This window comes from Halocatena marina, assembly GCF_023276375.1.
GTDB classification, from domain to species: domain Archaea; phylum Halobacteriota; class Halobacteria; order Halobacteriales; family Haloarculaceae; genus Halocatena; species Halocatena marina.
In genome coordinates, this window is record NZ_JALLPK010000001.1 from 3,308,376 (window position 1) to 3,334,345 (window position 25,970).

Annotated in this window: 22 protein-coding genes; 10 read left to right on the forward strand and 12 right to left on the reverse strand. The window is 54.4% G+C overall.

The annotated features are described in order from the left end of the window. Positions 1–93: 93 nt before the first annotated feature. Positions 94–210, reverse strand: coding sequence for an HVO_2523 family zinc finger protein (locus MW898_RS25915; RefSeq protein WP_303647254.1), 117 nt, complete (start codon positions 208–210; stop codon positions 94–96). Between the two features lie 116 nt (positions 211–326). Then, positions 327–3,434, reverse strand: a complete 3,108-nt coding sequence (locus tag MW898_RS15670; protein ID WP_248908702.1) for an adenosylcobalamin-dependent ribonucleoside-diphosphate reductase — start codon at positions 3,432–3,434, stop codon at positions 327–329. A gap of 378 nt (positions 3,435–3,812) precedes the next feature. Between MW898_RS15670 and MW898_RS15675 the strand changes: the two genes are divergently transcribed. Further along, positions 3,813–4,007, forward strand: a complete 195-nt coding sequence (locus tag MW898_RS15675; RefSeq protein ID WP_248908703.1) for a DUF8029 family protein — start codon at positions 3,813–3,815, stop codon at positions 4,005–4,007. A 77-nt stretch (positions 4,008–4,084) separates the two neighbouring features. Here the strand turns inward: MW898_RS15675 and map are convergent, their stop codons facing one another. From map to MW898_RS15695, 4 genes are all read right to left on the reverse strand, one after another. Next, positions 4,085–4,984, reverse strand: coding sequence for a type II methionyl aminopeptidase (gene map, locus MW898_RS15680; protein WP_248908704.1), 900 nt, complete (start codon positions 4,982–4,984; stop codon positions 4,085–4,087). A 53-nt stretch (positions 4,985–5,037) separates the two neighbouring features. Next, on the reverse strand, positions 5,038–5,889 hold the full coding sequence (locus MW898_RS15685; protein WP_248908705.1) for an isoaspartyl peptidase/L-asparaginase: 852 nt from the start codon (positions 5,887–5,889) through the stop codon (positions 5,038–5,040). Between the two features lie 77 nt (positions 5,890–5,966). Continuing rightward, complete coding sequence (locus MW898_RS15690) at positions 5,967–6,452, reverse strand: histidine kinase (protein ID WP_248908706.1); 486 nt, start codon at positions 6,450–6,452, stop codon at positions 5,967–5,969. 156 nt (positions 6,453–6,608) lie between these two features. Further along, entirely contained in the window at positions 6,609–6,911 is a 303-nt protein-coding gene (locus tag MW898_RS15695; RefSeq protein ID WP_248908707.1) for a hypothetical protein, read from the reverse strand. 217 nt (positions 6,912–7,128) lie between these two features. On the opposite strand from MW898_RS15695, the gene MW898_RS15700 reads away from it, so the two are divergent. Then, complete coding sequence (locus MW898_RS15700; RefSeq protein WP_248908708.1) at positions 7,129–7,365, forward strand: hypothetical protein; 237 nt, start codon at positions 7,129–7,131, stop codon at positions 7,363–7,365. 208 nt (positions 7,366–7,573) lie between these two features. On the opposite strand, the gene MW898_RS15705 is transcribed toward MW898_RS15700, so the two are convergent. The 4 genes from MW898_RS15705 to MW898_RS15720 form a co-directional block, all read right to left on the reverse strand. After that, positions 7,574–8,893 carry a polysaccharide deacetylase family protein gene (locus tag MW898_RS15705; RefSeq protein ID WP_248908709.1) on the reverse strand — a complete coding sequence of 440 codons (1,320 nt, stop codon included), beginning with the start codon at positions 8,891–8,893 and terminating at the stop codon, positions 7,574–7,576. Between the two features lie 392 nt (positions 8,894–9,285). Next, a complete protein-coding gene (locus MW898_RS15710) occupies positions 9,286–9,864 on the reverse strand; it encodes a hypothetical protein (protein WP_248908710.1) in 579 nt (192 codons plus the stop codon). Between the two features lie 12 nt (positions 9,865–9,876). Continuing rightward, positions 9,877–10,722: a DsbA family protein gene (locus MW898_RS15715; protein WP_248908711.1), complete on the reverse strand. Its 846-nt coding sequence runs from the start codon at positions 10,720–10,722 to the stop codon at positions 9,877–9,879. A gap of 550 nt (positions 10,723–11,272) precedes the next feature. Then, on the reverse strand, positions 11,273–12,166 hold the full coding sequence (locus MW898_RS15720; protein ID WP_248908712.1) for a sulfurtransferase: 894 nt from the start codon (positions 12,164–12,166) through the stop codon (positions 11,273–11,275). Between the two features lie 197 nt (positions 12,167–12,363). Between MW898_RS15720 and MW898_RS15725 the strand changes: the two genes are divergently transcribed. From MW898_RS15725 to MW898_RS15740, 4 genes are all read left to right on the forward strand, one after another. Beyond that, on the forward strand, positions 12,364–12,549 hold the full coding sequence (locus MW898_RS15725; protein WP_248908713.1) for a hypothetical protein: 186 nt from the start codon (positions 12,364–12,366) through the stop codon (positions 12,547–12,549). A 422-nt stretch (positions 12,550–12,971) separates the two neighbouring features. Beyond that, on the forward strand, positions 12,972–13,298 hold the full coding sequence (locus tag MW898_RS15730) for a DUF7518 family protein (protein WP_248908714.1): 327 nt from the start codon (positions 12,972–12,974) through the stop codon (positions 13,296–13,298). A gap of 42 nt (positions 13,299–13,340) precedes the next feature. Beyond that, a complete protein-coding gene (gene smc, locus MW898_RS15735) occupies positions 13,341–16,904 on the forward strand; it encodes a chromosome segregation protein SMC (protein ID WP_248908715.1) in 3,564 nt (1,187 codons plus the stop codon). Then, positions 16,897–17,778: a segregation and condensation protein A gene (locus MW898_RS15740; protein ID WP_248908716.1), complete on the forward strand. Its 882-nt coding sequence runs from the start codon at positions 16,897–16,899 to the stop codon at positions 17,776–17,778. Before smc ends, MW898_RS15740 begins: the two co-directional genes overlap by 8 nt. A 282-nt stretch (positions 17,779–18,060) precedes the next feature. On the opposite strand, the gene mtnP is transcribed toward MW898_RS15740, so the two are convergent. Both mtnP and MW898_RS15750 read right to left on the reverse strand, forming a co-directional pair. Next, on the reverse strand, positions 18,061–18,909 hold the full coding sequence (gene mtnP, locus MW898_RS15745) for an S-methyl-5'-thioadenosine phosphorylase (protein ID WP_248908717.1): 849 nt from the start codon (positions 18,907–18,909) through the stop codon (positions 18,061–18,063). A gap of 88 nt (positions 18,910–18,997) precedes the next feature. Further along, the gene (locus tag MW898_RS15750) at positions 18,998–19,690 is read right to left on the reverse strand and encodes a phosphoribosyltransferase (RefSeq protein WP_248908718.1); all 693 of its coding nucleotides are present in this window, start codon (positions 19,688–19,690) and stop codon (positions 18,998–19,000) included. Between the two features lie 461 nt (positions 19,691–20,151). On the opposite strand from MW898_RS15750, the gene ppsA reads away from it, so the two are divergent. The 4 genes from ppsA to MW898_RS15770 all read left to right on the forward strand — a co-directional run bounded on the left by ppsA (position 20,152) and on the right by MW898_RS15770 (position 25,928). Next, positions 20,152–22,452: a phosphoenolpyruvate synthase gene (ppsA, locus tag MW898_RS15755; protein WP_248908719.1), complete on the forward strand. Its 2,301-nt coding sequence runs from the start codon at positions 20,152–20,154 to the stop codon at positions 22,450–22,452. A gap of 138 nt (positions 22,453–22,590) precedes the next feature. After that, the gene (locus MW898_RS15760; protein WP_248908720.1) at positions 22,591–23,319 is read left to right on the forward strand and encodes a class I SAM-dependent methyltransferase; all 729 of its coding nucleotides are present in this window, start codon (positions 22,591–22,593) and stop codon (positions 23,317–23,319) included. Positions 23,320–23,490: 171 nt separating this feature from the next. Next, positions 23,491–24,156: a DUF4166 domain-containing protein gene (locus tag MW898_RS15765; protein WP_248908721.1), complete on the forward strand. Its 666-nt coding sequence runs from the start codon at positions 23,491–23,493 to the stop codon at positions 24,154–24,156. Next, positions 24,153–25,928 (forward strand): YndJ family protein, encoded by a 1,776-nt coding sequence (locus MW898_RS15770; protein ID WP_248908722.1) that lies wholly within the window; start codon positions 24,153–24,155, stop codon positions 25,926–25,928. Before MW898_RS15765 ends, MW898_RS15770 begins: the two co-directional genes overlap by 4 nt. The last annotated feature ends 42 nt before the right edge of the window (positions 25,929–25,970 follow it).

The following is a 25,970-nucleotide window of genomic DNA, read 5'->3' on the forward strand; positions in this document are numbered from 1 at the left end:
GTACTACCCACGAACGAATAATGGTTGGTATCCACGAGGTGTCTACTCAAAAATTCGATCATCACACAGCGAGATGGTTGAGAGTACCCGTGGTCACCAAAACGTGTCCGAGCAGTCGTACACGACTCCGTGCTGTGGACAGACGTATTTGCAGTGACGGTGAATCATCGGTTCTGCACAGAGCGGACACGGTCGTCCCCCTTCGGTCATACGAGTCGTACGGGTCGAAGACGATCGAGCATTTCGATTGCTGCTGGATTGGATTTCAATTCGAATCAACCATTCCGAGCTCGCAGCTTACTCTGTCCGATTCGGTCGCTTCTCAATCAACACTCGGACCAGCCACAGCTTTCGCAGGTCTTGCAGCCTTCGCTGAAGTACAGCGTCATTGACCCACAGTCTGGACATTCTGGGCTTTCTCCGGCGTCGATGAGTGATTGCGCATCCGCTTCCTCGTCGGTGTCCTCATTATCGCCGTCACTGTCCTCAATTTCTGGCGCGTCATCCCTTTCGACATCCACATCGACTTCTGCGACCTCGGTGAGGTTCTGTTGTTGTGGATACGGTCTGTTGATCTCATCATCGAGATACCGTCGCATTGCGACACCGATCGCATCAGGGATGGAGTTGATCTGTTCGCCCTTATCCCACGCGACCTTCGGACTCCGGATACCCTGAAGATCTTCGGCGATTTCGTATGGATCGACGCCGGAACGCAGCGCGTAGCTGATGGTTTTTGCCAACCCTTCAGTGAACGAAGCTGTGAAGCCACCAGAGTTCCCGATCGTCGCAAAGAGTTCGAATGGCTCGTTGTGCTCGTCCTCGTTGATATTGACGTACATCTTCCCGTAGCCAGTATCAATGCGCTGTGTTACGCCGTACAGCACGTCTGGACGTGGTCGCTCTCGTGCGTACGCACCGCCAGTCCGGCCTTTCACCACGTTCTCGATATCCATTTCGAGGTCGGCTTGGACTGCTTCGTTTCCGAGGAACGACTCAACGTCACCGAACACCTCATGTATCCGTTCGACGATGGCTGTTGCCGCCTCGCTTTCGTCGGTGAAGTCGGCGTTCTCGGCGCGAGTCGTCAGCACCTGCTTCGAGCGCGTTCCATCGCGGTAATACGTGACTCCTTTCCCGCCATGGTTGTAGATGTACTCGAATACCTCCCTTGCGTCCTCCATTGTGGAGTCGTTCGGCGCGTTGACCGTCTTTGAAATGGAGGAATCAACACCGTGTTGACAGGCACACTGGACAGCAGCGTGCTCTTTTGCTGTTATATCGGACGTGACGACGAACAGTTCACTGATGGCATCTGGAACTGTCGAGAGCGAAGCGACTCCATCAAATTCGTTTTTCGCCATCTGCTCTTTCGCTTCGTCCTTGACGACTTTGACGTCGATATCGTTCGCCTCCAGCACCCGGAGGAAGTAATCGTCGAACTCGACGAGCATCTCATCGCCCTGCACGTCGTCGGAGACGTTCTTGTAGTAGGCGACGTTGTAGATCGGCTCACAGCCACCCGTCGTGTTTCCGAGCATCGAAGTGGTGCCTGTCGGTGCAATCGTCACTGTGTTGTGGTTTCTGACCGAGAAGCCCTCGTCCCACTCATCCGCAGAGAGTCCCGTTTGGTGCTCGAACCATTCGCGGTACTCAGTTGGAGCGGCGTACTTCGAGTCCGACCAGTCGTTGAAGTTTCCTCGTTCGAGCGCGAGTTCGTGTGAGGCCCACTTCGACTGGTGGTTGATATGCACCATGATCTGGCGGGCTACCTCGTTGCCCACGTCAGAACCGTAGCGGATACCAAGCTGGATGTACAGCTGTGCCAGACCCATGATCCCGAGACCGATCTTTCGCATGTCCCGGACCTTCTGTTCGATTTCTCGAACCGGGAAGTCAGACATCGTGACGACGTTTTCGAGGAAACGCGTCCCGAGTTCGATGCGGCGGTCGAACGCTTCCATGTCGATGGCTTCTTCGAGGTAGGCCTCGATTGCATCCTCTCGGGAGTCGTATTCGTCTTCGTGTTCGCCGGACCACACCCGCCAATCGGGCGCATCGAACGCAGCAAGGGTAGAGAGATTGATGTGTCCGAGGTTACAGGCCTCGTACTCCTCCAACGGTTGTTCACCGCAGGGGTTTGTTGCCAGAATTTCATGATCAGGGTGTTCCTCGACATCGAACGAGTGTTCCTTGTTCACCCGTTCGAGATAGATCACGCCCGGTTCACCGTTCTCGTGTGCTCCTTCGATGATACGCTCCCAGATAATCTCGGCGGGAATCGTGAGTGGTTCTCCGATTTCAATGTGATCTTCGAGATCGTACCGGCCGTACATTTCCTTCGTCTCGGCGGTAGCGATGTGTGGATCACCTGTGCGTGGATTGGTGAACGTGAACTCCTCACCCGCGTACAGTGCCTCCATGAAGCCGTCGGTAACGCCGACAGAAATATTGAAGTTCGAAAGGTGCCCTTCGACAGCGTTGCGGAGATGCTTTGGAACACGGCCATCGTCATCGATGAGACCGCGTGCCTCTTCGAGAGCATCGCCAAAGGAAGTGTATGTGTAGTCGTCCGGATCGTTCAGGCGAAGACAGTGAGCCAAGGAGACGTCCTTGTTTTTCGAGTGAATGAACTCGATCACGTCCGGGTGAGAGACGCGCATGACACCCATCTGCGCGCCGCGTCGAGTTCCCCCTTGGGCGATCGTCTCACAGAGCTGATCGTACGTTCGCATGAACGTGATCGGGCCGGATGCGATTCCACCAGTTGAACCGACCGGGTCGCCGTAGGGCCGAAGCTGCCAGAAAGCGTATCCGCACCCACCGCCGCTCTGGAAGACCTCTGCAGCATTTTTCGCTGTTTCGTGGATATTCGTCAAATCATCATCCGGAGACATAACGAAACAAGCCGACAACTGCTGGAGTTCGTCGCCAGCGTTCATTATTGTCGGAGAGTTCGGAATGAACGAGAGGTGCTCCATTAACGCCTGAAACTCTGTGGCGACCTGTTCGACGTGGTCACGAATTTCATCGGGAAGGTCGGGGACGACAGTTTCGAAGGCGAACTTGTTGACAGTGTGGACCGAGAGTGTGGCCTCTCTGTCATCGTCCACAGAGGTCCCTGCTCCAAACACCTCACTAGCAAGTTCGTCGCGGCGTGGATGATCTGGTTTCAGTTGCTCAGGGCGGACGGTGACCGCAACATCACGCCGCTCTGCTTCGAACACTGCTTCGGCGAGAGCGATGTTCTTTGCAACCCGCTCGAACAGGTCGTCCTGGGATTCGACAAGGGACCCGGTGGCGTCCTTGCGCAGGTAACGGGCGGGGAGAATATTTTGATACGCATTGTCGGTCATCCGGTCTTCGAGCAACTCTTCTTCGGTTCGTTTGATTGGAAGGGTAATCTCGTCCGCAGAGTGCTCTGGCTGGCTCATACTGATCTCCAAGGTGATTGTGCTGCGACTGGGTGGTCGTTTTGTCTTTGTGTCATCGATGACTGGCCAGTCCGATTGCTGGTCATTTCAACGCTACGGCTCGCAAGATACATGAAATCATGTTCACATGCGGCATTACGCCTATTCAGTTGCACGTGTTCTAGCCTCTTTGCAATCGTCCATAACGGTACTTAGACCGGAGTGAAAGTGAATATTCCGACGTAAAATCGATCGAGGAGGAGATTATTCGAGTGGAAACTATCGGGGGTTTAATCAGATAATCGATAGTTGAATTAAACGCCGATTGACGTTTTATCCCCGATGAAACCACACTTTCTATCAGAATGATTTAACTGGGATGGCGTTATGTCCGTACGCATGCACGGACTGATCGCAGCTCAGGCATTCACCGTCCCCGGCATTCTTGGCACACTAGTCGTCGTTGGAATCATCCTACTCATTGGCCGATTCCTGTTGAACATGGCGTTCAAAGTCGTCCTCATTGCAGCAATCATCGCTGGTGCTCTCTGGTTTCTGGGGGCAGAGTCACTCCTCTCGCTGTTTCTCGTGTGACTCACGTCCTGAACGGTTGTGGCACTGCGACCCCGAATTATAAACTGAATTACGTATTTTAACTCCGATTGTTTATATTAATCAATTGACTGTGTCGTTACTTCACAACCATCGCTGGTAACGATAACCGTGTGTTCCTTCTGGCTGACGAGCGTTCCTTCCTCCTCTTGAAGAACAGGATATCCGTGGACGACGTTCGCCTGCTTGAGTCGTCGGAGCGCCATTTCTGCACGGTTTACATCGAGCCAGCGGGTGGCAAACGGGAGCGTTTTGTAGGACTCTGTGATCTGATCGAGTGCTTGTCTCGCCTGTCGGTTTCGCACCGAGCGCTCGCGGTCGAGTCCGAAAATCTCCTCGGACGCTCCTTCATTGACTTTTCCGCTGCCGTCGGTGGCGAACGGCTCAACAGCGACAACATCGCCGACTTCAAGTTCAACACCAGAGTCAACAGCCCGGTTAGGGATGTTCGGTGGGACGTGTTGTTTCCAATGACCGAGTCCGTGGCCAGTGAGGTTTACGACCGGGTTGAAGCCGTATCCATCGATTACGTCCTCGATTTCAGCACCGATCATTCCGGTGTGCACGCCAGGTTCGATCGTTTCGAGCGCCGCATCGAGTGCTTCCTCGGGTGCTTCTTTCAGTTCCGGATTACCAGAGAGATCGACAGTGATCGCGGTGTCAGCAAGCCAGCCATCAATGTGAACCCCAATGTCGAGGTTAATCATCTCTTCGCCGAACGTGCTGTCGTCGTCGATCGATGGGGTTGCGTGCGCTGCCTCGTGGTCGATACTGATGTTGACAGGAAACGCCGGCTCTCCTCCCAGCTCCCGTATTTTGTTCTCTGCCCACTCGGCTACGTCGAGGTGGCTCGCTCCAACTTCGACACGCTCTGTGGTTGCATCGCGTACCTCTGCGAGAATGCGGCCTGCCTCGCGGTGTTTCTCGTATTTTTCGGTCGTGAGATTGGCGTCGCTCATATTCTTCATCCGTTCGATTGGAAGAAATGCGTTGTGCTCTCTTCCGGAGGATATCACTCAGTCTTGCTCGTCTGCATTGCTTCTGTGTTGAACGCGCTACCAGTAATGCCATCGCGGTTCATGACGATGATACCGGCGAGTCCTCCAGTGAGCTCTTCGAATTCCTCAAGGGCAAGATCGGCTGCATCCTGTGGATCACGCCCGAGTTCGAGATGATCGACAGCACGTCGTGAGAGCGTCACGCGAGCGATATCTTCGCCCGCACCGGTTGCGCTTGCTCCGCCCGCGTGTGTGCAGTAGAACCCAGAACCAATCTGTGGAACGTCACCCACACGGCCTGCGAGCGCACACCAACGCCCTCCAGTCGAAGTGCAGGTTGCGATCTGATCACCGTCGGAGGCAACCGCGCCGACGGTGTCCGCTCCGCCGAACTTGTCTTGTATCCACTCCAGTTGGGCACGGGGAGTATCGGTTTCGAGCGTGTCGAGATCGGCCCATCGTTGCCGGGTGCGTTCGCTCTGGAGATCACATCCGGTCTCGATACCGAAATCGTCCGCGAGCGCGACGGCACGCTCGCCCGCGATGAGAACATGCGGGGTCGACTCCATAACAACGCGTGCGACTTCACACGCGTGTTCGACGCCGGGCATCGAGCAGGCCGCACCCGCTTCCCGATCGTCGGTCATCAATCCGGCGTCGGTCCGCACGATGCCATCGGATTGGATCGCACCACCGACGCCAGCGTTGAATCGTGGGGACGACTCCAGTTGCCGAACCGTCTCGATGACGGCATCTACTGGCGTTTCTTCTCGTCTACCAGCGGAGACAGCTGTATCGAGGACGGCTTGTCGCTCGTTCGGTTCGTCCACAGAGCCACCAGCTCCACCATGGGCGATAACGTGCATATCCGAGGTGCTCTTGCGGAGAATATAACGGCGGCTATCGATCAACGAAATTCAAGAGTTTCAATCACCGACCGAGATTACCCTGAACTGTCGAGTAGTGGGTACACTGCCCCGAGGAGCCCACCGTATACGATGTGGGGAACAAGACTCCCCGGCAACGCCAAGTTCGGGAACGGAGGTGCTTGCGCGAACCCGACAGACTGTAACCAGAATGGCATCACGAATCCAGCGGCAACGACCCAGAGTGCAGCTCCGTACACGATGCCAAGAGCGGCACTTGTCCACACGGTATCGGAGTATTGCGATAGCATCGGTAGCTGAACGATCACCACGAAGAGAAGACCGAGGACGACACTATGAAACAAGTGCGCTACCCATCCGATAGTACCACCTTCGAATCCGTAGAGACCAGGAATTGCACCATTGAGAATCGCGCTCTTCATCATCCAAATCATCGCACCCATGAGAACGCCACCGACGAGACCACCAACAGCGCCAGCTTCCCAGCCGCGGGTGCTGATATCACTCGAAACCTGTGCTTCTGTGTGAATGTCTGAACTCATACAGGAACGGATACTCCGTATCAATTGAAGAATGTGTGCCGAATGTGCGAGATAAACGCACATTCGTCCCACCCCACCGTGTACAAATGAGAGTACTAACCGGAGTCAAAATAAAATAAAACAGCGAAATTCGACAGTCTCAATTGTTCTGACATGTCATTGTTCGACGTTGGCCACGTCGGCCGTGATGATTCCGAAGCCGTCGGTAAGTGCAGTTTCGACGGACGTGGCGTCTGTTTCGACAGTGTGGACGCACACGTTGACCACGAGATCAACGCGGATATCGGTTGCAGTGGGCCGGAAACCAACCACGTCGAGCTGTTCGACCGAAGCGATGGGGGTAGCATCCGCGAGTACGTCCATCGCACCGGCAGCGAGATCACCTGCTGCACCACGGGGAACCCAGAGGGTGATTTCAGTGCTCGCCCTGACCACGGTGAGTGGGTCATGCATTGTCATACGTTCCCGCCGAGCCTCGAACTCGGTCTTCGGCCACGAAGCCGCGTGCTTTCCTCATACACCACGGGAGTGTCGGTTGAATCGTCTCTGCGTGATCGAAACACGTGGTCCGCGTAGTCGGCGGTCGATGACAGAACAAATCACTCAAGCCCTGCACCGACCGTTGGTGTCACGGCTCCGCCCTCAATGGATGTAGTACAAATATAACCAAACTGGAATGAGGAGCGGACCCGACAACGCGAACGCCTTACGCGGCGACCACGGATTCGGGCAGGGAATGCAGATGAGCGAAGGCCGACCCACGCTTTCCATATCCCGCCGGACAAGCGCCATCTCGAAGAGAGCGATTGCCGGAAGTGCCGGATGTACTGCTGATGGCTTCAGCGAGCGTCCGGTTGGTGGAAAGTGTAGTCAGCATTCATCTCACCTGCACGCGGTGTATCATTTCGTATAATCGCAATTATATTAGTCTTTCCGCAGGCATGGTATTCGATGACACCGGTCAAATACTGGGCAGGAAAAAAACAGACGGTCGTTTTCGTGCTACTGCTTTAGCTGCTCAGAGAACACAGAGAGTATGCGATCTCGGAATAGTAGATTCACGATACACACCACGAACAATGCAGTGGTAGTTGGTCTTCAGAGATGATCCACATCACGAATTACCAATTCTTGCTATCGATGAGTTGAGACGGTGTGATAACGTCCACATCTTTCTTTTTGACGTGGTCAACGACCTCTCTGAACTGATTCTCTGGTGTGCCACCATCACCAATAATGTGATAGGAGATAACGACTAGCTGGTTGGTCTTCTCGGCAACATCAACTGCTCGCCGAGCACCTCGGACGGATGGACCCTGCACACGTGAGATGAAACTCGGGTTGCTCGGGTGCTGTGCGTTGTTGGGGCAGGCGCCGAACAGATAGCCCGTCTCATAGAGTTCGTCGATGAGAGAGAGTGTCGTCGAGTTCACACGACTATTCGGGGCGACAAAGTGGCGTGCACCTTTCTTGAACCCCTTCACGTCAAGGTATCGTTTGACGTTCTGAAGAACTCGGCGCTGCTCCTGTTCTTTCAGATTCGGGAGGAGCTGACCTGCATGGCCCATCATGTCCCAGCTCGCTTTGCCCATCTCTTTCATCATTTGATCAGTCATCCGATCTTCTGAATTGATGGCATCGGGGATGATTCCGACCGCACCGGGCCATCCATTCTCTTTCAGAATCGGATAGGCTTTATTGTAAGCAGAGATGTGAGCGTCGTCGAACTGGAACATCACCTTACCCTTTTTGGGTTTGGGAATCTTGCGGAGATCGTCGATCAGCACCTGAAAGTCATTCTGATCAGTCAGCGGCCCGATTTGAATATTCACCTGCGAGACGCTGTCCATAGCGGGTTGTCCTTTGACACCCGTGTACCCAAGATCGAAGCGAACCCACCCGTCCAGTTCGAGCGGAATGTAGCGAGTCGCCGTGAGCATAGAGCTTTTCGCGGGGGCGATGACTTCTGCAGAGATCTTGATATCCTTCGGTTTGTTCACCTTCACCGCGAGCGAGAGATCGTGTTTGCTGAGATCGAGTGCCTTCGGATAAAACGACTTGAAGATCTTGGCGACAGGCTGTTTTGCGTTCTTCTTCGGTTCCAGAGCGAGTGACTGCTTTCCTTGAAATGAGTCTTGTTTCGCTACTTTGAACCTGCCGAAGCTGATGCCCCAGCGAGAACCGACATCGCCTTCGAAGTCGTCGACCGATGTTCCGGGGGCCTTCTTGTCTTCGTTTGATTTTTTATCTGTATTCTTATTGTTTTCAGTACCTGATGATTTAGTTTGGGAACCAGCACTGGTGCCAGTACCGTTCGTTGCTGTCGAAGTGCCGGGAGACGAGCTGTCGCCGCCCATGATTGATGAGCACCCGGCGAGCGACATCGTTCCGGCGGCTCCGAGCGTTGCGATAAATTTACGACGAGTCGATGGGGGCTGCATATAGACATCTGAACCAAATGCACCGGTCCTCATAATTATGCGGGTGCTAGCTGGCCCATATCACTCAACCATACTATTGATATATTCTGTCAGATTATGATACGAACTGAAACCGACCTCAACAATATAGTTCGCATTGTTGCTGGCGGATAGCGTCCTCTGATCTCGCCACCATAGATATTCTGTCGTTCTCTTGCGGTTGTGAATTATTTGGTGGTTCTTAAATAACAGTCATGTGGCGATTATACATCGTTGCAAACGGTTTCACGGGGGGATTGATACCGACACTCATCAAATCGGCTCAAGTTTCGGTACGGGTCGAGACTCAGACCAGCAAATCCCTCCGATCATGGTGTAATAGCAAAATCACAACAGATCGTATTTACTGCAATTCAATCAATGCGGCATTCGCGGGGATCACCGGATAGCCCAAGGAAAAAGAGAAACATGCCAAGTCCACCAAGACGGAGCACAGTCCCCTGAAACGGAATAAATGCGATGGCACCAGTGAATCCAAAGAGCGCAAAGAGACCAGGACCACAACTCGCACAGCCAGCAGCGAACAAGCCCGGAAGAATTCCACCAATATTTGCCAGACTACCCATCTGTAGCATCCGGAGTTGTGCGACCATATTCGTCAGTGCAATCCCAGTCAGCACCGCGTACAGAGCGTTCATCACGATTGGCATCCACCCGTAGTGGGCGATGGTGGTCTCAAAGTTGATCAAGAACATGTCTTCGACGTACGCAGAGGTGACCACGATTTCGGGCGATCTCATGAACATCTGTAGGACGCCCATGGATTGTGAGGCCAAGATGAGCACAACGAACGTAAGTGCACCCAATATCACCGCAAGGAGCGCTCGCAGTGCAGACTGAAACGGATAGAGGAGTGCTGCGAGTAAATCTTCGCCGAATCGTTCGAGACGATCCGTGCCGGTTCGTTTGAATACGCTGAAATAACTACTCATTGATGTGTTTTGTTACTGATTCAGAAATGCCTGAATTTGTTTTTGGAAGCTGGTGTATGGCTGTGCGCCTTTGAAGATTTGCTGTCGATCCGTTTTGGGATGATACAGCACGAATCCTGGGGTGTTGGCAAATCCCTCCTTCTTGCCGCGTTTTCGCTCTTTTTTAAGATCACTTTCAAGTTGCTTGCGGTTTGTTCGCATGCACTGGTCAACTGCACGCGCGTCAATCCCCTTAATCTTACGGGCGTATTTCAGGAGATTCTTCCGCGAGGACCACTCTCCACCATCTAGTTCTTGATGGTCAAATACAGTGTGGTGCCACTTCCAGAATAGGTCAAGATTTTTATCCTTTAACTTTCGCCAGATACATTTGGCCATCACTCCGGCAGTCCATGAGTGGTCGCCGTAATTCGGATATTGGAGAAAGGCAATATTGACCGTTCCATTGGCGATTTCGTTTCGAACGAGTTTTGGCAGGGCTCCGTGTTTGCCGAGTTCGAACTGTTTGCAGTACGAACATTGGTAGTCCGACCAGTAGTAGATGTGAACCGGCGCATTCGAATTCTTCCCCATCACTGGTGCTCCAGACAGGTCAATTCCGTACTTTGTCTTTCCTTTTCCTTTCACGAACGGCGGTGAGAGCGGTTTCGATTGCGTTGGTTTCGATGTTGGTTTCGATGTTGGACGCGACGTCGGTGTGGGTTCAGCTGTCTTCACAACAGAGGTCGAAGTGGCTGTTGGTGAAGCTTCGGTTGATGTTGCTGTCGAGGATGTCGTCGATGACGGAGTCGTATCTGACGAATTCCCTTTTTCCTCACCTAAACAGCCTGCGAGCCCCCCGAAGACAGCAAGTGTCATGCTTCCAAGGAATTTCCTACGTGTTGATTGTATGATATCACGGGACATGATAGTTAAGAGGCCCGACTGAGAAATCTACTTCCCTTAGATTCGTCGCCGGGCGGTCATTTCTACTAGCAGTTCAATAGTGACTGGGGGATATGTTTTATGGCTTTTGATTTGACAATTCAACACCAATTTACGAAATATAAAAACAAACCAGTACATAGTTGTTAACCTACTAATTCGAAGTTGTGATAATCATGTTTGAGTAGTGTTATTTACTGCGGCAAAGGTCAGTTCTGCGGTTTTATTCGGTACCTTATTCCATTATTCTGATGTGACTATAGTCGATTTTATGAACTCATCGCTGTGTTAGTCATTATTAAGGACTTTCTCTGTAGCAATACATACTAATCTATTGTACTCATACACCTACATTCACACTTACTCGAATAATATAATTCCAAAGTTATGTCTGATATACAATGTATTAGCCGGTGTGATGTTCTGGGGCGAGAACATCACGTTCAAGGACATTTTGGTCGAGAAATGCGAACAGGTTACAGCTTCATATCTCTCGTTCAATTGGTGCGCGAATCGTGTTCCCCCACTCGGTCCACGAACCATCGTAGTTTTCGACGTCACTGAAACCAAGGAGTTCGGTGAGGACAAACCACGCAATCGACGAGCGCTCACCGACGCGGCAGTACGTGACGACGGCCTGATCCTCGGTAACTCCGTTCTCGGCATACAGCTGCTGCAGTTCGTCGGCGCTTTTGAAGGTACCGTCGTCGTTGAGGACTGATGCAGTTGGAATATTGCTTGCACCAGGGATATGCCCACCACGCTGTGCCGTCTCTTGTAGCCCTTCTGGAGCGAGAATTTCACCCGTGAACTCCTCTGGAGAGCGGACATCGACCATCGGGAGTCCGCTCTCCATGGCTTGTTCTACGTCTCCTTTGTACGCACGGATCCCTTCGAACGGACCCCGAGCGTTGTATTCTCGTGCGGTGAAATCAGGAACCTCTTCGGTGAGCGGATAGCTGTTGTGCACCCAGTAATCCTTCCCACCATTGAGGACGCGCGCGTCGTGGTGACCGTAGTACTTGAACTCCCAGTAAGCGAACAGGGCGAACCAGTTGGCGATATGCCCGTCACCGTAAAAGACGACAGTTGAATCTTCGGTGATACCAGCGTTTCCGATCGTTTCCTCGAATGATTCCTTGCTGAGTATGTCGCGCTCAACCGCATCCGAGAGATCCTCGTCCCACTGGAATCCGATCGCACCGGGAATGTGTCCATCATCGTACCGCGATGGAAACTCTTTCTCAGGGGACTCAGGACTGTTCACTTCGAGTAATCGAAGGTCGGAATCGTCGCTCTGGAACGCATCGAGACGTTCCTCTACCCAATCGGCCGATACCAGCACGTCGTTTGCGTAGCTTGAGCTGCTGGCGTTCATGACCACTTTGCCATTCGTCGCCGATTCAAATGTATCTTCGTGATAGTTCAGGTTGGCCCGTTTGATTAGCTGCTCTCACCTATTCAGATCGACACCGTTATTCTTACAGAATGGACGTCCTATAGTTTATTCTCTAAAAAATTTGGTGAAATAATTCCAGCGTGACCATTTTAGGGATGCAGAACAATACTAAATATATGATGGGTGCGTCGGGTAATCGTCCACCGAGAGACGAACGGCGACGAAGCTCTCGGCGATCGGCGGGAAGATCGGCCGAGAACCGATATCAGTTCATTCACACCTCACTCTTGATGCTCGGAACACTCCTGTTCGTTGCTTCGATCATCATTACCGTCATCATGGTCGTGATGTCCGTGCTCTGATTTAGTGGGTGTTCACGTCCCGCCTTCATCGAGGAATGAGAGTGATCAATCCGAACGGCAGCTGATTTTTCGTGTGAGAGCCAATGAATCGCGCTTTCCCAGAGGATGACCGTCGGAACCGGTATTCGCTAACAGAAGGTGAAGGTACGGAGTCCGTCTCCTCGCTCGATATCAGTCAGACCAGCCCTCAGAAATTCGTAGAACAAAACGACTGGCGATTCCGTAGATCCTGATTAGCGAACATAGAGCTAACGCCGTTCGTTTCGAGGAATATAGAAATTATCGGACGTCTTTCGATCAGTCCATCAACATCAACTATTCTGTTTGATGATAATAATGGGTTCCGATGGTAGTCCGGATTTAATGGAAGACATATATATGTCTGACGTAAGCTTATACGCCTTGCGCGGCCGCTAGTGCATATGGGAAGTGGCAATCGCGTTGAAGAGCTCGAAACACGCGTTCGAGAGTTAGAAGCGACAGTCACTGGATTGACAGACGAACTACTCGAATGCAAACAGCGTCTTGGTGAACTGGAAGAACACGTCGATGACAACATCAGCGGCGAAACAGCAGCCGCTACATCTTCGGCATCATCTTCATCTTCAACTTCATCGTCATCTCCGTCGTCATCGTCACCGTCGTATCGGCCGTTCTCGGAAGAAGACGACAGTGATAACACCCACGAGGACGAATCGGAGGAGAACACGAATACGGATCTCACGGGCGACGAGATCATCGTCGCATAAGCCGGGACCGTCGGGTGGAACCCCGAAATCACAACACCACCGATGCACATCAAAGAACTCGTCCTGGATAATTTCAAGAGCTTCGGACGCAAGACGCGAATTCCCTTCTACGAGAACTTCACGACCATTAGCGGTCCTAACGGGTCGGGGAAATCGAATATCATCGATTCGGTTCTATTCGCACTTGGACTAGCGCGCACGTCCGGAATCCGTGCAGAGAAGCTCACAGATCTCATCTACAATCCAGACGACGACGGTACGACAGTGACGGGCGAACGTGAGGCACAGGTCGAAGTCATTCTCGACAACAGCGATGGTGAGATCTCGCGCTCGCAGGTCGTCAGTGCTGCGGGCACCGACAATGTCGGTGACACCGAAGAGATCAACGTCAAGCGCCGGGTCAAGCAGACTGAGGAAAACTACTACTCTTACTACTACCTCAACGGCCGCTCCGTCAACCTGTCAGACATTCAAGATCTCCTCTCGCAAGTCGGCGTCACGCCTGAGGGGTACAACGTCGTCATGCAGGGCGACGTAACCGAGATTATCAACATGACCCCGCACGCCCGCCGCCAGATCATCGATGAGATCGCAGGCGTCGCGGAGTTCGATGCTCGAAAAGAGGATGCACTAGAAGAGCTGGCGGTAGTCCGAGAGCGGGTCGACGAAGCCGATCTTCGGATCGAAGAGAAACAAGAACGGCAGGACCAACTCGAAGACGAGCGAACGACTGCGCTCCGGTATCAAGAGCTCAAAGACGAAAAGAGCGAGTACGAGGGCTATCTCAAAGCTGCAGAGCTCGAAGACAAGCGTGCGCGTCTCGAAACGACACAACAACGGATAGACGAGGCAGAGGAGACGCTCGAAGAGCGCCAACGCGCGCTCGAAGAACGCCAGCAGACAGTTACCCGGCTCGAAGAAGATCTCGCAGACCTAAACGCCGAAATCGAACGCACGGGCGAGGACGAGCAGTTGCGCGTCAAACACGAAATTGAGGAGATCAAGGGTGAAATCGCCCGGCAGGAGGACGCCATCGAAAGCGCCAAAGAGCGCATTGAGGAAGCAGAGCAAAAGCGCAGCCAAGCGTTTGTGAAAATCGATCGCAAGCAGGAGACGGTCGATGATCTCGCCGCGAAAATCAAGAACGGAAAAGTCGAAAAATCCTCGCTTAAAGCCGAAATTCAACAGAAAGAATCGGAACTCTCCGAGGTCGAACGCGAGATCGAGGCAGTCGACACGGAATACGACCAACTGAAAAACGATCTCGCTGACGCGAGAGACCGGCTCGAAACGGCGAAATCTGAGAAAAACGATAGCCAGCGCGAGCAGGATCGGCTGCTCGATGAGGCTCGTCGGCGATCGAACGAACAGCGCGAACTTCAGTCCGACATCGAGGCGTTAAGAGAGGAGATTCCAGAGCTTGAGGCCAAACGCGCCGACGTCGTGGCAGAACTCGAAGCCGCCAAAGAAAACAAATCGACCATACAGTCGGCGGTAAACGATCTCCGGGACGAAAAATACGCGTATCAGGACGAACTCGACGAGATCGACGACGAGCTAAACGCGGCACAGCAGGAGTACGCAGAACTCGAAGCGAAAGCAGGAGAGAGTGGCGATAGCTCGTATGGCCGGGCGGTTTCGACGATCCTCAACAGCGGACTCGATGGAATTCATGGGACAGTCGGTCAGCTGGGAAGTGTTGCGGGTCGCTATGCAACAGCCTGTGAAACTGCCGCCGGCGGACGGCTCGCACACGTCGTCGTCGATGACGACGGTATCGGTCAGCGTTGTATCGATCACCTGAAATCGCGCAACGCGGGACGAGCGACGTTTCTTCCCATCTCACAGATGCAGCGGCGCTCAGTTCCAAGCTGTCCGGATCACGACGGAGTGGTCGATTTCGCGTACAACCTCGTCGAGTTCGATCGTCGCTACGCAGGAGTGTTCTCCTACGTGCTCGGTGATACCCTCGTTGTTGAGGACCTCGAAACTGCACGCGAACTGATGGGCGAGTTCCGCCTCGTCACGCTGTCCGGTGATCTCGTCGAGAAAAGCGGTGCGATGACCGGCGGCTCGAAAAAAGGGACGCGCTATTCGTTTTCGTCCAGTACGGGCCGTCTTGAACAGGTCGCAGAGCGCATTACCGAACTCGAAGACCAACGACAGTCGGTTCGTGAAGAACTTCGCGCGGTCGAATCGCGGCTGGACGACGCCCGAGAGCGACAATCGAACGCGACCGATCAAGTGCGTGATATCCAGAACGAGATTGAAGGAATCGACGAGCGCATTGAAACGATCCAAGAACGCATCGAGGAGAAGAAAAACGCGCTCTCTGAAATCGAGGCAGAACGCGAAGACGTTGGCGAACGTATGGAAGCGATCGACGAGAAAATCGCTGAAAAAGAGGCAACCGTCGAGGAGATCGAAGCCGAAATCGACGATCTCGAAGCTGAGCTTCGGTCCTCGGAAGTCGCAGAACTCACAGAGCAGGCTGAAGCTCTCCGCGAGACGATCGCTGACCTCGAAGACGAAACGAGAGAAATCGACGATGAGCTGAACGAACTACAGCTGGAAAAACAGTACGCCGAGGAAGCCATCGATTCACTCGAACAGGAGATCGAAACGGCCCAAGAGCGCAAGACAAAGGCGAACGAACGCATCGAAACGCTGAAGAGCGAAATCGAAGAGAACGAAGTTCGGTTGGCGGACAAACGCGAGCAAGTGGCCGATCTCGAAGCCGAGCTTGCCGAACTCAAAGAGGAACGAACGGAGCTAAAAGAGACGCTCGGTGAAGCGCGTACGGCATACGAGCAGACAAAAGAGCAAGTCGATGAGACCGAAAGCCGACTCGAGTCGCTCCGTCAGACCGCAGAACGACTCGATTGGGAAATTGACGAGCTATCGGCGCAGGTCGGCGCGTACGACCCCGAAGAAATACCCGACCACGACGAACTCGAACGCGAGATAGAACGGTTAGAACAAGAGATGGAGTCGTTAGAGCCGGTCAATATGCTCGCTATCGACGAGTACGATCGTGTTTCGGAGGAGCTCGCTGAACTCGAAGAGAAACGCGAAACGCTCCTCGAAGAGCGCAACGGTATCGAGACACGCATCGAGGAGTTCGAGGCGAAGAAGAAGGCGACGTTCATGGACGCCTACGAAGGTATCAACAGACAGTTCGAAGACATATTCGCTCGGCTGTCCGACGGCTCGGGGACACTGTTCCTCGAAGATGAAGCAGACCCGTTCGAAGGCGGTCTGACGATGAAAGCACAGCCGGGTGATAAGCCGGTACAGCGGCTCGCGGCGATGTCAGGCGGTGAGAAATCGTTGACAGCACTCGCCTTCATTTTCGCCATCCAACGGTACAATCCCGCGCCATTCTACGCGCTCGATGAGGTCGATGCATTCCTCGATGCGGCAAACGCTGACGCCGTCGGTGAACTCATCGATGAACTTGCTGGCAATGCGCAGTTCGTCGTCGTCTCACACCGGTCAGCGCTGCTCGAACGCTCCGAACGAGCCATCGGCGTCACCATGCAACAGAACAACATCAGTGCAGTAACGGGAATCGACTTGAGCACGGAGGTACCTGCAGATGACTGAACACGTCGGTGGTATCATCACCAAGACAACGGAGACGGATAGAACAGAAGCTGGAACGGACGAAGATGACAGTGATGATCGAGCCGACAGCGATGCAGGGGAGGTCGAACCAGTCGAACTACTCGTCCAGCTCGCAGAGCGCGGGGAGATCGAACCGTGGGATATCGACATTGTTGAGGTCACTGACACGTTTCTTTCTGCGCTCGATGAGGCAGATCTCCGTGCCGGGGGGCGGGCACTGTTCTACGCGAGTGTCCTTCTGCGGATGAAAAGCGATGCTCTCGACGAGCCAGACGAAGAAGAAGCAGAAGAGTGGGAGGATCCTGCGTGGAACGCTCCAGCTGAGGGCGTGCCGGATGATTCGAGTCCGTTCGACGCACTCGAACAGGAGATGGAGCGACGACTTGACCGCAAGCGCGCCCGCGGAGTGCCGCGTACCCTCGACGAGCTCGTGCGAGAACTCCGCGAGCGCGAGCGTGGATCGCGTTGGAAAGAGTCGCGTACATACAACACCAGTGATTCTCCACGCGGGTTCACGCGCGGGACACAGACACTCGATTACCGGTCTGGCGACGACCTCCGGATGGATGACGAGCCGACAGAGACCGATGTCACTGGCACAACGCATGGCGAGGACATTGAGACGACGATTCAGGACGTCTATCAGGCGCTCCGGAAACAGTACGACCGCGGTCGTGACGAGGTGCTGTACGCTGAGATCGAGGCTGCGGGGGGCTCACGAGTGGAAACGTTCCTTGCACTCCTCTTTCTTGCCCACCGTGGACAGATCCAACTCCAACAGGATGAGCTGTTTTCCGATCTCTGGATTCAAAACCCAGCCACGCGAGCAGCAGAAGAGGCTATCGCAGACTAATATTCGGATACACAAATTATAATTGCTCGTGCTAAACCTCCGAAAGATTTATGTGAGATTAATTCCCATGATAGATTATGACACCCGACCGAATCAGAGAGCGGTTGGAAGAAACGGAGGGGCGTGTCGATCCACAGGAATTGGCGAAAGCACTCATGTACGTCCGTGAGGGTAGAAAGTAACTACCTCACCCGGTAGTTATCAGATTGTGTTGTTCCTCAGTGGTTCAGTGTCAGCTTTTCTTCGCGCATCGAGATAGTTTCAAGAAAAAGATGAGAAAAACTACAGATACTCTCCCGCGAGCAGATCGATGCGCTCTCTCGTTTCGTCTGGAATCGCGTCACTCGGTGTGTTGATCGCTCCTTCAAGTGTCTGCCCGCAGTCACAGTCGCGTTCGTCTGGGAGGGTCTCGATCGCGCGCTCGATGAGCTGTTTGATCGATTGTTCGTTTGCGGCGGCGTTTCCAAGCACTTCTTCGAGAGTGACTTCGGCGTCTTGCTTCCAGACATCGTAGTCGGTGACGCCGGTAACGGTCGCATAACACAGTTCAGCCTCGCGTGCGAGCTTCGCTTCCGGGATGGCCGTCATGCCAATAACGTCCCAGTTGTTGGCGCGATAGAACTCGCTCTCAGCGCGAGTCGAAAACTGTGGTCCTTCGATACAAACGTAAGTTCCCTCATCAACGACGGTCGCATCGGTCGCGTCCGCACACGCGGCAAGATGTGATGCCACGTGTGGACAGTACGGCTCCGCAAAACTCGTGTGAGCGACGACACCGCCTTCGAAAAACGAGGAGCAGCGGTGGCTCGTTCGATCGAACACTTGGTCGGGAATGACGAGTGTCTGTGGTGGAAGATCCTCGCGGAGGCTCCCAACAGCGTTACTGGAAAGAATGCGCTCAACGCCGATCTGCTTTAACGCGTGGATGTTTGCGCGGTACGGAACCTCAGTCGGCGAGTACTGGTGGTTCCGTCCGTGACGCGGAAGGAACGCGATCTCCGTGCCCGCCAGCGTTCCGATCGTGATTGGAGCGCTCGGTTCGCCATAGGGTGTCTCTACCCGCTCCTCGCGGACGTCCTCAATGTCGAGCGACTCGTAAATACCACTCCCACCGATGAATCCGACGGTCATACCATTGCTCTAGGTGGGCCGACAATAACGGTACCGGGAAGCGATCGAGGACGAAACAAGAACGGCCGAAATCGGATGCCTCGCTCCGTTACTCCAACAACCGCCACGCACCGGTATCGTGTTCGATGAGGTCACGACGCTCCATCTCGTGAAGCACTTCCCCCAACCGGTTGGGCTGTGCGATCTCCATCTCAATTCGGTCGATCTGGTGGTACTCGCTGAGGTAGTGGCGGATATCATGGCGAGTGAAGGTCTCCTGATCAGCCTCATCCATGACACCGCTGGTGAGATCAATCATATCCTCGATGAAGTTCCATGGATAGATGACCCACGCCCACTCTTCGAGTCGTTCGCCGACGAAATCAGGTTCGAATTCGCTCGTACCGAGCAACTGGAGCGTTCCGGTACGGACTTCGCCAGGATCGCGTTCGGTGACGTATTCGTGGGCACGGCGAATCGATCCGCCCGTATCGGCGATATCATCGATGATGAGCACATCCTTACCATCGACGCTCCCCTCGGGCATCGGATACCGAACTTGTGGCTCGCCGGTCTTCTGGGCGGTCCCAACGTAGTGTTCCATCTTGAGACTCGCGAGGTCGTCCAATCCAAGGAAATCACAGAGACACCGTCCGGCGAACCAACCACCGCGCGCCAACGCAACGATGACATCAGGCTCGAAATCCGCCGTCGTGACCTGCTGTGAGACGTCACGACAGAGACTGTAGATGTAATCCCAAGTAGTGAGTGTACATTTGAAGTCGTCGGGGAGATCACTCATGTTAATTCTCCCTCACCACGCAGAACGGATAAGAATTATCAGAACCGTCCGACCATCAGAACACACCGCACAGATCGTTCGATCCCGCTCAATAAGCAGAAACACGAACACGAGTTCAAGCACTCCACTCCCCAAAGTTGAAGAAGCAGTCTATCTGCTCGGTCGTTTCCAGTAGGATGTGTATTACTGTCTACCAACGACAGACCAACAGTCAGTAACTCACGAGTGCTCATGAGGAGTGCTGGAAAAAATATAGTCGATAGTGATTCGTACTAATACGGTTGTATTGCGGTGGTTTGCCTCTTATTACGCCACTCTATCGATGAATTTCACCTGTTACGAATATCCGTAAACTGTCCGTACATCACCGCTATGTACAATACATAACCCATTTTCGAGTTAATTATTCTTGCGTCGGTCGGAAGGTTCTTTATTGGCCTTGTCGACCTTTCGAATACGCAATGGCTGTACTCTGGCTGGATACTATCGGGTCCGACGACCTCGATTCCGTCGGCGGGAAAGGGGCGTCGCTCGGCGAACTCACGGGAGCAGGACTTCCAGTTCCATCGGGGTTCGTGGTAACGGCAGGTACGTACCGGTCGTTCATCGAGCAGGCGGGTATCGATGACGAGTTGTTCGAGGCAGTCGATATCGATCCGGACGACTCGTCCGCGCTCGCCGACGCCGAGCAAGCTGCCGAGGACCTCATCCTCGATACGGAGCTTCCGGATGACATCGCAGATGGCATCCTCGACGCGTACGACGAGGTGGGAGACGGCGAGGCGTTTGTTGCCGTCCGCTCTTCGGCGACAGCGGAGGACTTGCCGGATGCGAGTTTCGCTGGACAACAGGAGACGTTCCTAAACATCACGCGTGAGGATCTGCTCGATCGGGTGAAACGATGCTGGGCATCGTTGTTCACCAAACGGGCAATCTACTACCGCGAGGAACAGGGCTTCGATCACGATCGGGTGGATATCGCTGTCGTCGTCCAGCAGATGGTCGACGCAGAGAAGAGTGGCGTCATGTTCACGAGCCACCCATCGACTGGTGAGGACCAGATCATTATCGAGGCTGCGTGGGGACTCGGTGAGGCTGTCGTTTCTGGCTCCGTCTCACCTGACAACTACGTCGTCGATCCCGCAACTGCCGAAGCGACCACCGTCACCGTCGCCGACAAGAAGGTGATGCACGTCAAAGACACGGAGACGGGCAAAACCGTAGAACGAGACGTACCCGACGAGAAACGAAATGTTCGTGTTCTAACCGACGACGAGATTGCCCGTCTCGTCGAGCTTGGAAGACGGGTCGAAGATCATTACGGCACACCACAAGACGTTGAATGGGCAACTATTGACGGTGAAGTGTTCATGCTCCAATCGCGGCCGATCACGACTATCAAAGAGCAGAGCACAGATGCCTCGTCTGCTCGAACAGCAGAAGCGACGGACGGAAGCGGTCTCGAACAGGAACGACGCGGCAGCGAAGACGTTCTTCTGAAGGGTCTTGGAGCGAGTCCCGGTGTTGCATCTGGTCCAGTTCGCATCGTGACGAAACTCGATCAGCTCGACAAAGTCGGTGAGGGCGACATCATCATCACCGAGATGACGACGCCAGACATGGTCCCGGCGATGAAGCGGGCCGCGGGCATCGTGACCGACGAGGGCGGAATGACATCACACGCGGCGATCGTTTCGAGAGAACTCGGCGTCCCTGCTGTCGTCGGCTCTGGGGGTGCAACCACACAACTGTCAGACGGACAGGTCATCACGATCGACGGCGATAAGGGGACCATTCGAGAAGGATCGACCGAAGGCGCAGAAGAACGAGAACCGTACGAGGACGTCAGGCCACAGAGTCCCGTCAAACCGATGACGGCGACAGAGGTCAAGGTGAACGTCTCTATCCCAGAAGCGGCTCACCGTGCGGCTGTCACCGGTGCCGATGGGGTCGGATTGCTCCGATTGGAGCACATGATCCTCTCGACGAACAAGACGCCAGATCGATACATTCGAGACCACGGCGCTGATGAATACATCGAGGAAATCGTGAGCGGCGTTCGTGGCGTGGCGGATGAGTTCTATCCGCGTCCAGTACGTGTTCGCTCGCTCGATGCCCCGACAGATGAGTTCCGACAACTGGAGGGCGGTGAAGACGAGCCAAACGAACACAACCCGATGCTCGGGTACCGCGGCATCCGCCGGAGCTTAGATCAGATCGGCGTCTTCAAACACGAACTCGAAGCGTTCCGACGACTCTTCGAGATGGGGTATGACAACGTCGAGATCATGTTCCCGCTTGTAAACGATGTCGAGGATGTGTATCAGGCGAAGTCGCTCATGGAGGAGGTCGGTATCGATCCCCAGAAACGCACGTGGGGTGTGATGATCGAAACGCCAGCGAGCGCGCTCTGTGTTGATGAGATGGCCGACGCCGGGATCTCGTTTGCCTCCTTTGGAACGAACGATCTCACACAGTACACGCTGGCGGTCGACCGGAACAACGAGAACGTCGCCAACAGGTTCGACGAACTCCACCCAGCAGTATTGAAACTCATCGGCAACACCATCAAAGCGTGCCGCGAGAACGACATCGATACGAGTATCTGTGGACAAGCCGGGTCGAAGCCACAGATGGTCCGCTATCTCGTTAACGAGGGCGTTAGCTCAATCAGCGCAAACATCGACGCAGTTCGTGATGTCCAACACGAAGTCAAACGCGTCGAACAGAAACTCCTGCTCGAAGCCGTTCGACAGGAATAACTGGATCTATTCTGACAATTGAGGTAGCGGGATTCGACGGCTGAATCTTCTTTTAATTTGCTTTCTGTTTTAGTTCCGTGTAAATGCTACACAGCCTCATTGCAGCGTTATTACAATAGAGGTGTGATACCACATCGTATGTCCGACCCATATGGTCGTGCGATTCGAGATGCGTATCACGATCAACGAGAGGAGCCACTGCTCGACCGTCACGGAAACTACGGTACCGAGCACACTCAGTTAGAATCGCTCTACCTCAACGAGTTCACTCCCACTGGAACAGACAGCGAATGGGTCGTGTCGTGGCTCGATGGTCCATTGCTCGATATGGGTGCTGGAACGGGGCGACAGGCCCTCTATTTCCAAGATCAGTTCGAGACAGTCGCCATCGATACGAGCGAGCATCTCGTCGAAACGATGCGTGATCGGGGCGTCACTGACGCGCGTCGTGCAAGCATGTTTTCGCTTAGAGACGAGTTCAAACGTGAGCGCTTTCGATCGGCGCTTGCAATCGGGACACAAGTGGGGCTCGCAGGTTCGATGCAAGGGTTGCGACAGTTCCTCGGTGACCTTGCATTCGTGACGATGCCTGAAGCAACGGCGGTTCTCGATTCGTACCACCCAGACTGGCTCGCAGCCGTCGATCCGCCCCATTACCGCCACGATCCCACAGCGGGGCTTGCCTACCGGATACAGCAGTTCGAGTACGAAGGTGCTCTGAGCGAACCGTTGCTGTTTCGGTTGTTCTCGCCTGATCGGCTTCGAGAAGCGACGGTCGGAACCGGATGGAAGGTGAGCGAAACCAGACGGCATCCGAGTGCGCGTGACGATGCGGTTCAGTATCGAGCGGCGCTCGAAAAAGTATGAGTGGACGTGGAGACACAGAAATTTGCTCCAGCACAGAATGATGCTTTCGCCTTCCGAACATTGATCTGCCTACACTAGTGTCCGTCAAATTGAATTCCAGCCGATTAATTAATATCTGGCTGAAAGATATTGTATGGATGAATGTAACGGCTTCATTACTGGAGGCTGTGCGTGACATCACTGTTCGAACGGGCAGTCGGAAGCGACTGGACGGAACTACACCCCCAGATCCGCGAGCGGTACGGTCTCAGTGCTGACGACAGCGTGGCCATCGGAACGGGGCGGATGAGCCAACTCACGCACAATGTGCTCGCGCTACCCGTGTTGTGGCTCGGTACGACCCAAAACGTCCTTTTTCCCGAGAGCGGAACCGACATTCCATTCGAAATCAAATCCGAGGCGTTCATCGACACGGACGGAAACGAGGCGCTACGACTTCAGCGGCGCTTCGAGACCGACCCTCCACGCCGGTTCGACGATACGATGCGCTGGAACCCAGAACGAGAGTGCATTACCGAGTTCCTCGGGCGTGACGGACGACTCGTCGCCGACATTCACCTCTCGGTCGCGGACGGCGGACTCGTCATCGAGATCGGTGAGCAGTGGATCCGGTTCGGTGATCGGTTTATCAGCGTACCGACACCGCTTGCAGCCAATGCAATCCTGCAGGACTGGTACGACGAGTATGCGGGCCGATTTCGTGTCGCAGCATCCATCACGAATCCACTGGCCGGTCACGTTTTTGGCTACCAAGGAGTCTTCGACAACGAGTGGCGCGATGAACCCCCTACCGATGAACCAGTTCGCCACAGCAGCCTCCCGAGTGGTCGGCAATGAACGCCTCCCGACTCGGTTTTCATCCACAGAGAGTGAGCGACGGAAGCGCCGTTATCGGAGGGGCAATGTGGCTCGCGATAGTGGTTGGTGGGCCGTTCCGACGGCTCGAACTGCTCCTCTTGCTCGCCCCGTTAGTACTCGTCCCGCTTTTGCTCGGGATGATCCCAGCTGAGGGTGGGCGTGAGACTAGCTCGCGCTGGTACTGGTGTGCCGTTCTTGGTCAACCGATCGGTGCGCTTCTCGTCACCGCCTCGTTTGCGCTCGACCACGGTGTTCTCGCCGGAATGTTGATTGTCCCGTGGGGGGCTGTTACGCTCTCGATGGCGCTCTGGGGACTCGAACGGCTCCTCCCACGCGGGCCCGAACCGCTTTCGGAGCTGAGTATCGACGCTGGTCTGTTGTACATCACTGTCGGTAGCTGCTGGCTGCTAATCAGTCGGTTGGGAATGAATCCGCTGGGATTTGGCGATCCGATCGTCTTTTTTACAGGCATTCACTTTCATTACGCGGGATTCGTCTTGCCGCTTCTGGCCGGTATCGCCGGACGAGCGCTTTCAAACGGCGTCTGGCGTCGTATCTACACGTTCTCGGTCGTGACGATCGTGTTCGGTCCCGGGTTGATCGCTGCTGGAATCACGCTGTCGCCACTGGTCGAAGTCGTGGCTGTGACCGCGCTCACCGTTGGCGTGGTTGCGTTCGCGCTAGTCACACTCCTCGCCATCGTTCCCGCACGCACGAATCGGTTCCAACAGGCAGCACTAACGGTTTCCTCGCTTGCTATCGCGGCATCGATGGTGTTCGCGTTTGGCTACGGACTTTCGGAGTTTCTCGGGCGAACACTCGCTGGATTGCAGATCGGAACGATGGTTGCGTTTCACGGGCACTTGAACGCACTTGGATTCGCGCTGTGCGGCGCGGTCGGCTGGCGCGTCGCTGTGCCGGCATCGTACTCAGTGTGCCACGCTCCATTCAGTTCGCTCACTGCTGACGGTCGCGTCGGAGCGGATTACCTCGAACGGAACGGGATCGTCGGCCCATTGTCGCCGAGCGGTCAGATGGACGATTTGGCCGCGTACGATCGTCCTGATTTTGATTCCGGGGCTGTCCACCCAGCGATCCGAACGTTCTACGAACACACAGCCGAGTACGAGTTGCGCTATAAAGCGACGTGGCACCCTGGCTTTCGGACGGGCGCGCGTCTTGCAAAGCGGTTGACTATGCGAATCGAGCAGCTCGATCTCCCCGTAGGAGCAAATTCCCAGCGGACAGACAGTCAAATCGTCGATATCGACGACTCAGTTGACGGACGAACAGGCGTTCGGGCGTGGATTCGGACAGACACAGAGACGGGAAATGCAGTGTTCGTCGCTGCCTACGCAACGCACGAACACGATGGTGAAACGTACATGAACATCGGACTCCCCTTGCCGTGGTGCAATTTATCGGCTCTCTTGTGGATGGACACAATCGAAACCGACGTCGATAGTGCGGGGATCCGGCTTTCCTCACGAACGCGGGATGAACAGGGCAATAAAGGACTCTATCTCATCACACCACACCTCCCTGTTCGCCTCCCAATGTGTGAGGATTTTCGTGTTTGGCCAGCGTCAGTGGATGCACCACAGGCACCGACAACGCTCCGTACCGACGACACGGCACTCGTTGCACAGCACGAAATGTGGCTGTTCGGACAGCAGTTTCTCACCATACAGTATGCGATCGAACACGTCGGATCTACGAACGAGTCACCCGAGTCGAAAAGACGGTCGTGAGTCGATCCCTCGCTCATCGAAGTTGTTTCGTTCAGAAATATC

Excerpts from the sequence above, each read along its gene's own strand:
- MW898_RS25915 (WP_303647254.1), bottom strand. The coding sequence starts at position 210 with ATGACCGAAGGGGGACGACCGTGTCCGCTCTGTGCAGAACCGATGATT.
- MW898_RS15670 (WP_248908702.1), bottom strand. The coding sequence starts at position 3,434 with ATGAGCCAGCCAGAGCACTCTGCGGACGAGATTACCCTTCCAATCAAA.
- MW898_RS15675 (WP_248908703.1), top strand. The coding sequence starts at position 3,813 with ATGCACGGACTGATCGCAGCTCAGGCATTCACCGTCCCCGGCATTCTT.
- map (WP_248908704.1), bottom strand. The coding sequence starts at position 4,984 with ATGAGCGACGCCAATCTCACGACCGAAAAATACGAGAAACACCGCGAG.
- MW898_RS15685 (WP_248908705.1), bottom strand. The coding sequence starts at position 5,889 with ATGCACGTTATCGCCCATGGTGGAGCTGGTGGCTCTGTGGACGAACCG.
- MW898_RS15690 (WP_248908706.1), bottom strand. The coding sequence starts at position 6,452 with ATGAGTTCAGACATTCACACAGAAGCACAGGTTTCGAGTGATATCAGC.
- MW898_RS15695 (WP_248908707.1), bottom strand. The coding sequence starts at position 6,911 with ATGACAATGCATGACCCACTCACCGTGGTCAGGGCGAGCACTGAAATC.
- MW898_RS15700 (WP_248908708.1), top strand. The coding sequence starts at position 7,129 with ATGAGGAGCGGACCCGACAACGCGAACGCCTTACGCGGCGACCACGGA.
- MW898_RS15705 (WP_248908709.1), bottom strand. The coding sequence starts at position 8,893 with ATGCAGCCCCCATCGACTCGTCGTAAATTTATCGCAACGCTCGGAGCC.
- MW898_RS15710 (WP_248908710.1), bottom strand. The coding sequence starts at position 9,864 with ATGAGTAGTTATTTCAGCGTATTCAAACGAACCGGCACGGATCGTCTC.
- MW898_RS15715 (WP_248908711.1), bottom strand. The coding sequence starts at position 10,722 with ATGACACTTGCTGTCTTCGGGGGGCTCGCAGGCTGTTTAGGTGAGGAA.
- MW898_RS15720 (WP_248908712.1), bottom strand. The coding sequence starts at position 12,166 with ATGAACGCCAGCAGCTCAAGCTACGCAAACGACGTGCTGGTATCGGCC.
- MW898_RS15725 (WP_248908713.1), top strand. The coding sequence starts at position 12,364 with ATGATGGGTGCGTCGGGTAATCGTCCACCGAGAGACGAACGGCGACGA.
- MW898_RS15730 (WP_248908714.1), top strand. The coding sequence starts at position 12,972 with ATGGGAAGTGGCAATCGCGTTGAAGAGCTCGAAACACGCGTTCGAGAG.
- smc (WP_248908715.1), top strand. The coding sequence starts at position 13,341 with ATGCACATCAAAGAACTCGTCCTGGATAATTTCAAGAGCTTCGGACGC.
- MW898_RS15740 (WP_248908716.1), top strand. The coding sequence starts at position 16,897 with ATGACTGAACACGTCGGTGGTATCATCACCAAGACAACGGAGACGGAT.
- mtnP (WP_248908717.1), bottom strand. The coding sequence starts at position 18,909 with ATGACCGTCGGATTCATCGGTGGGAGTGGTATTTACGAGTCGCTCGAC.
- MW898_RS15750 (WP_248908718.1), bottom strand. The coding sequence starts at position 19,690 with ATGAGTGATCTCCCCGACGACTTCAAATGTACACTCACTACTTGGGAT.
- ppsA (WP_248908719.1), top strand. The coding sequence starts at position 20,152 with ATGGCTGTACTCTGGCTGGATACTATCGGGTCCGACGACCTCGATTCC.
- MW898_RS15760 (WP_248908720.1), top strand. The coding sequence starts at position 22,591 with ATGTCCGACCCATATGGTCGTGCGATTCGAGATGCGTATCACGATCAA.
- MW898_RS15770 (WP_248908722.1), top strand. The coding sequence starts at position 24,153 with ATGAACGCCTCCCGACTCGGTTTTCATCCACAGAGAGTGAGCGACGGA.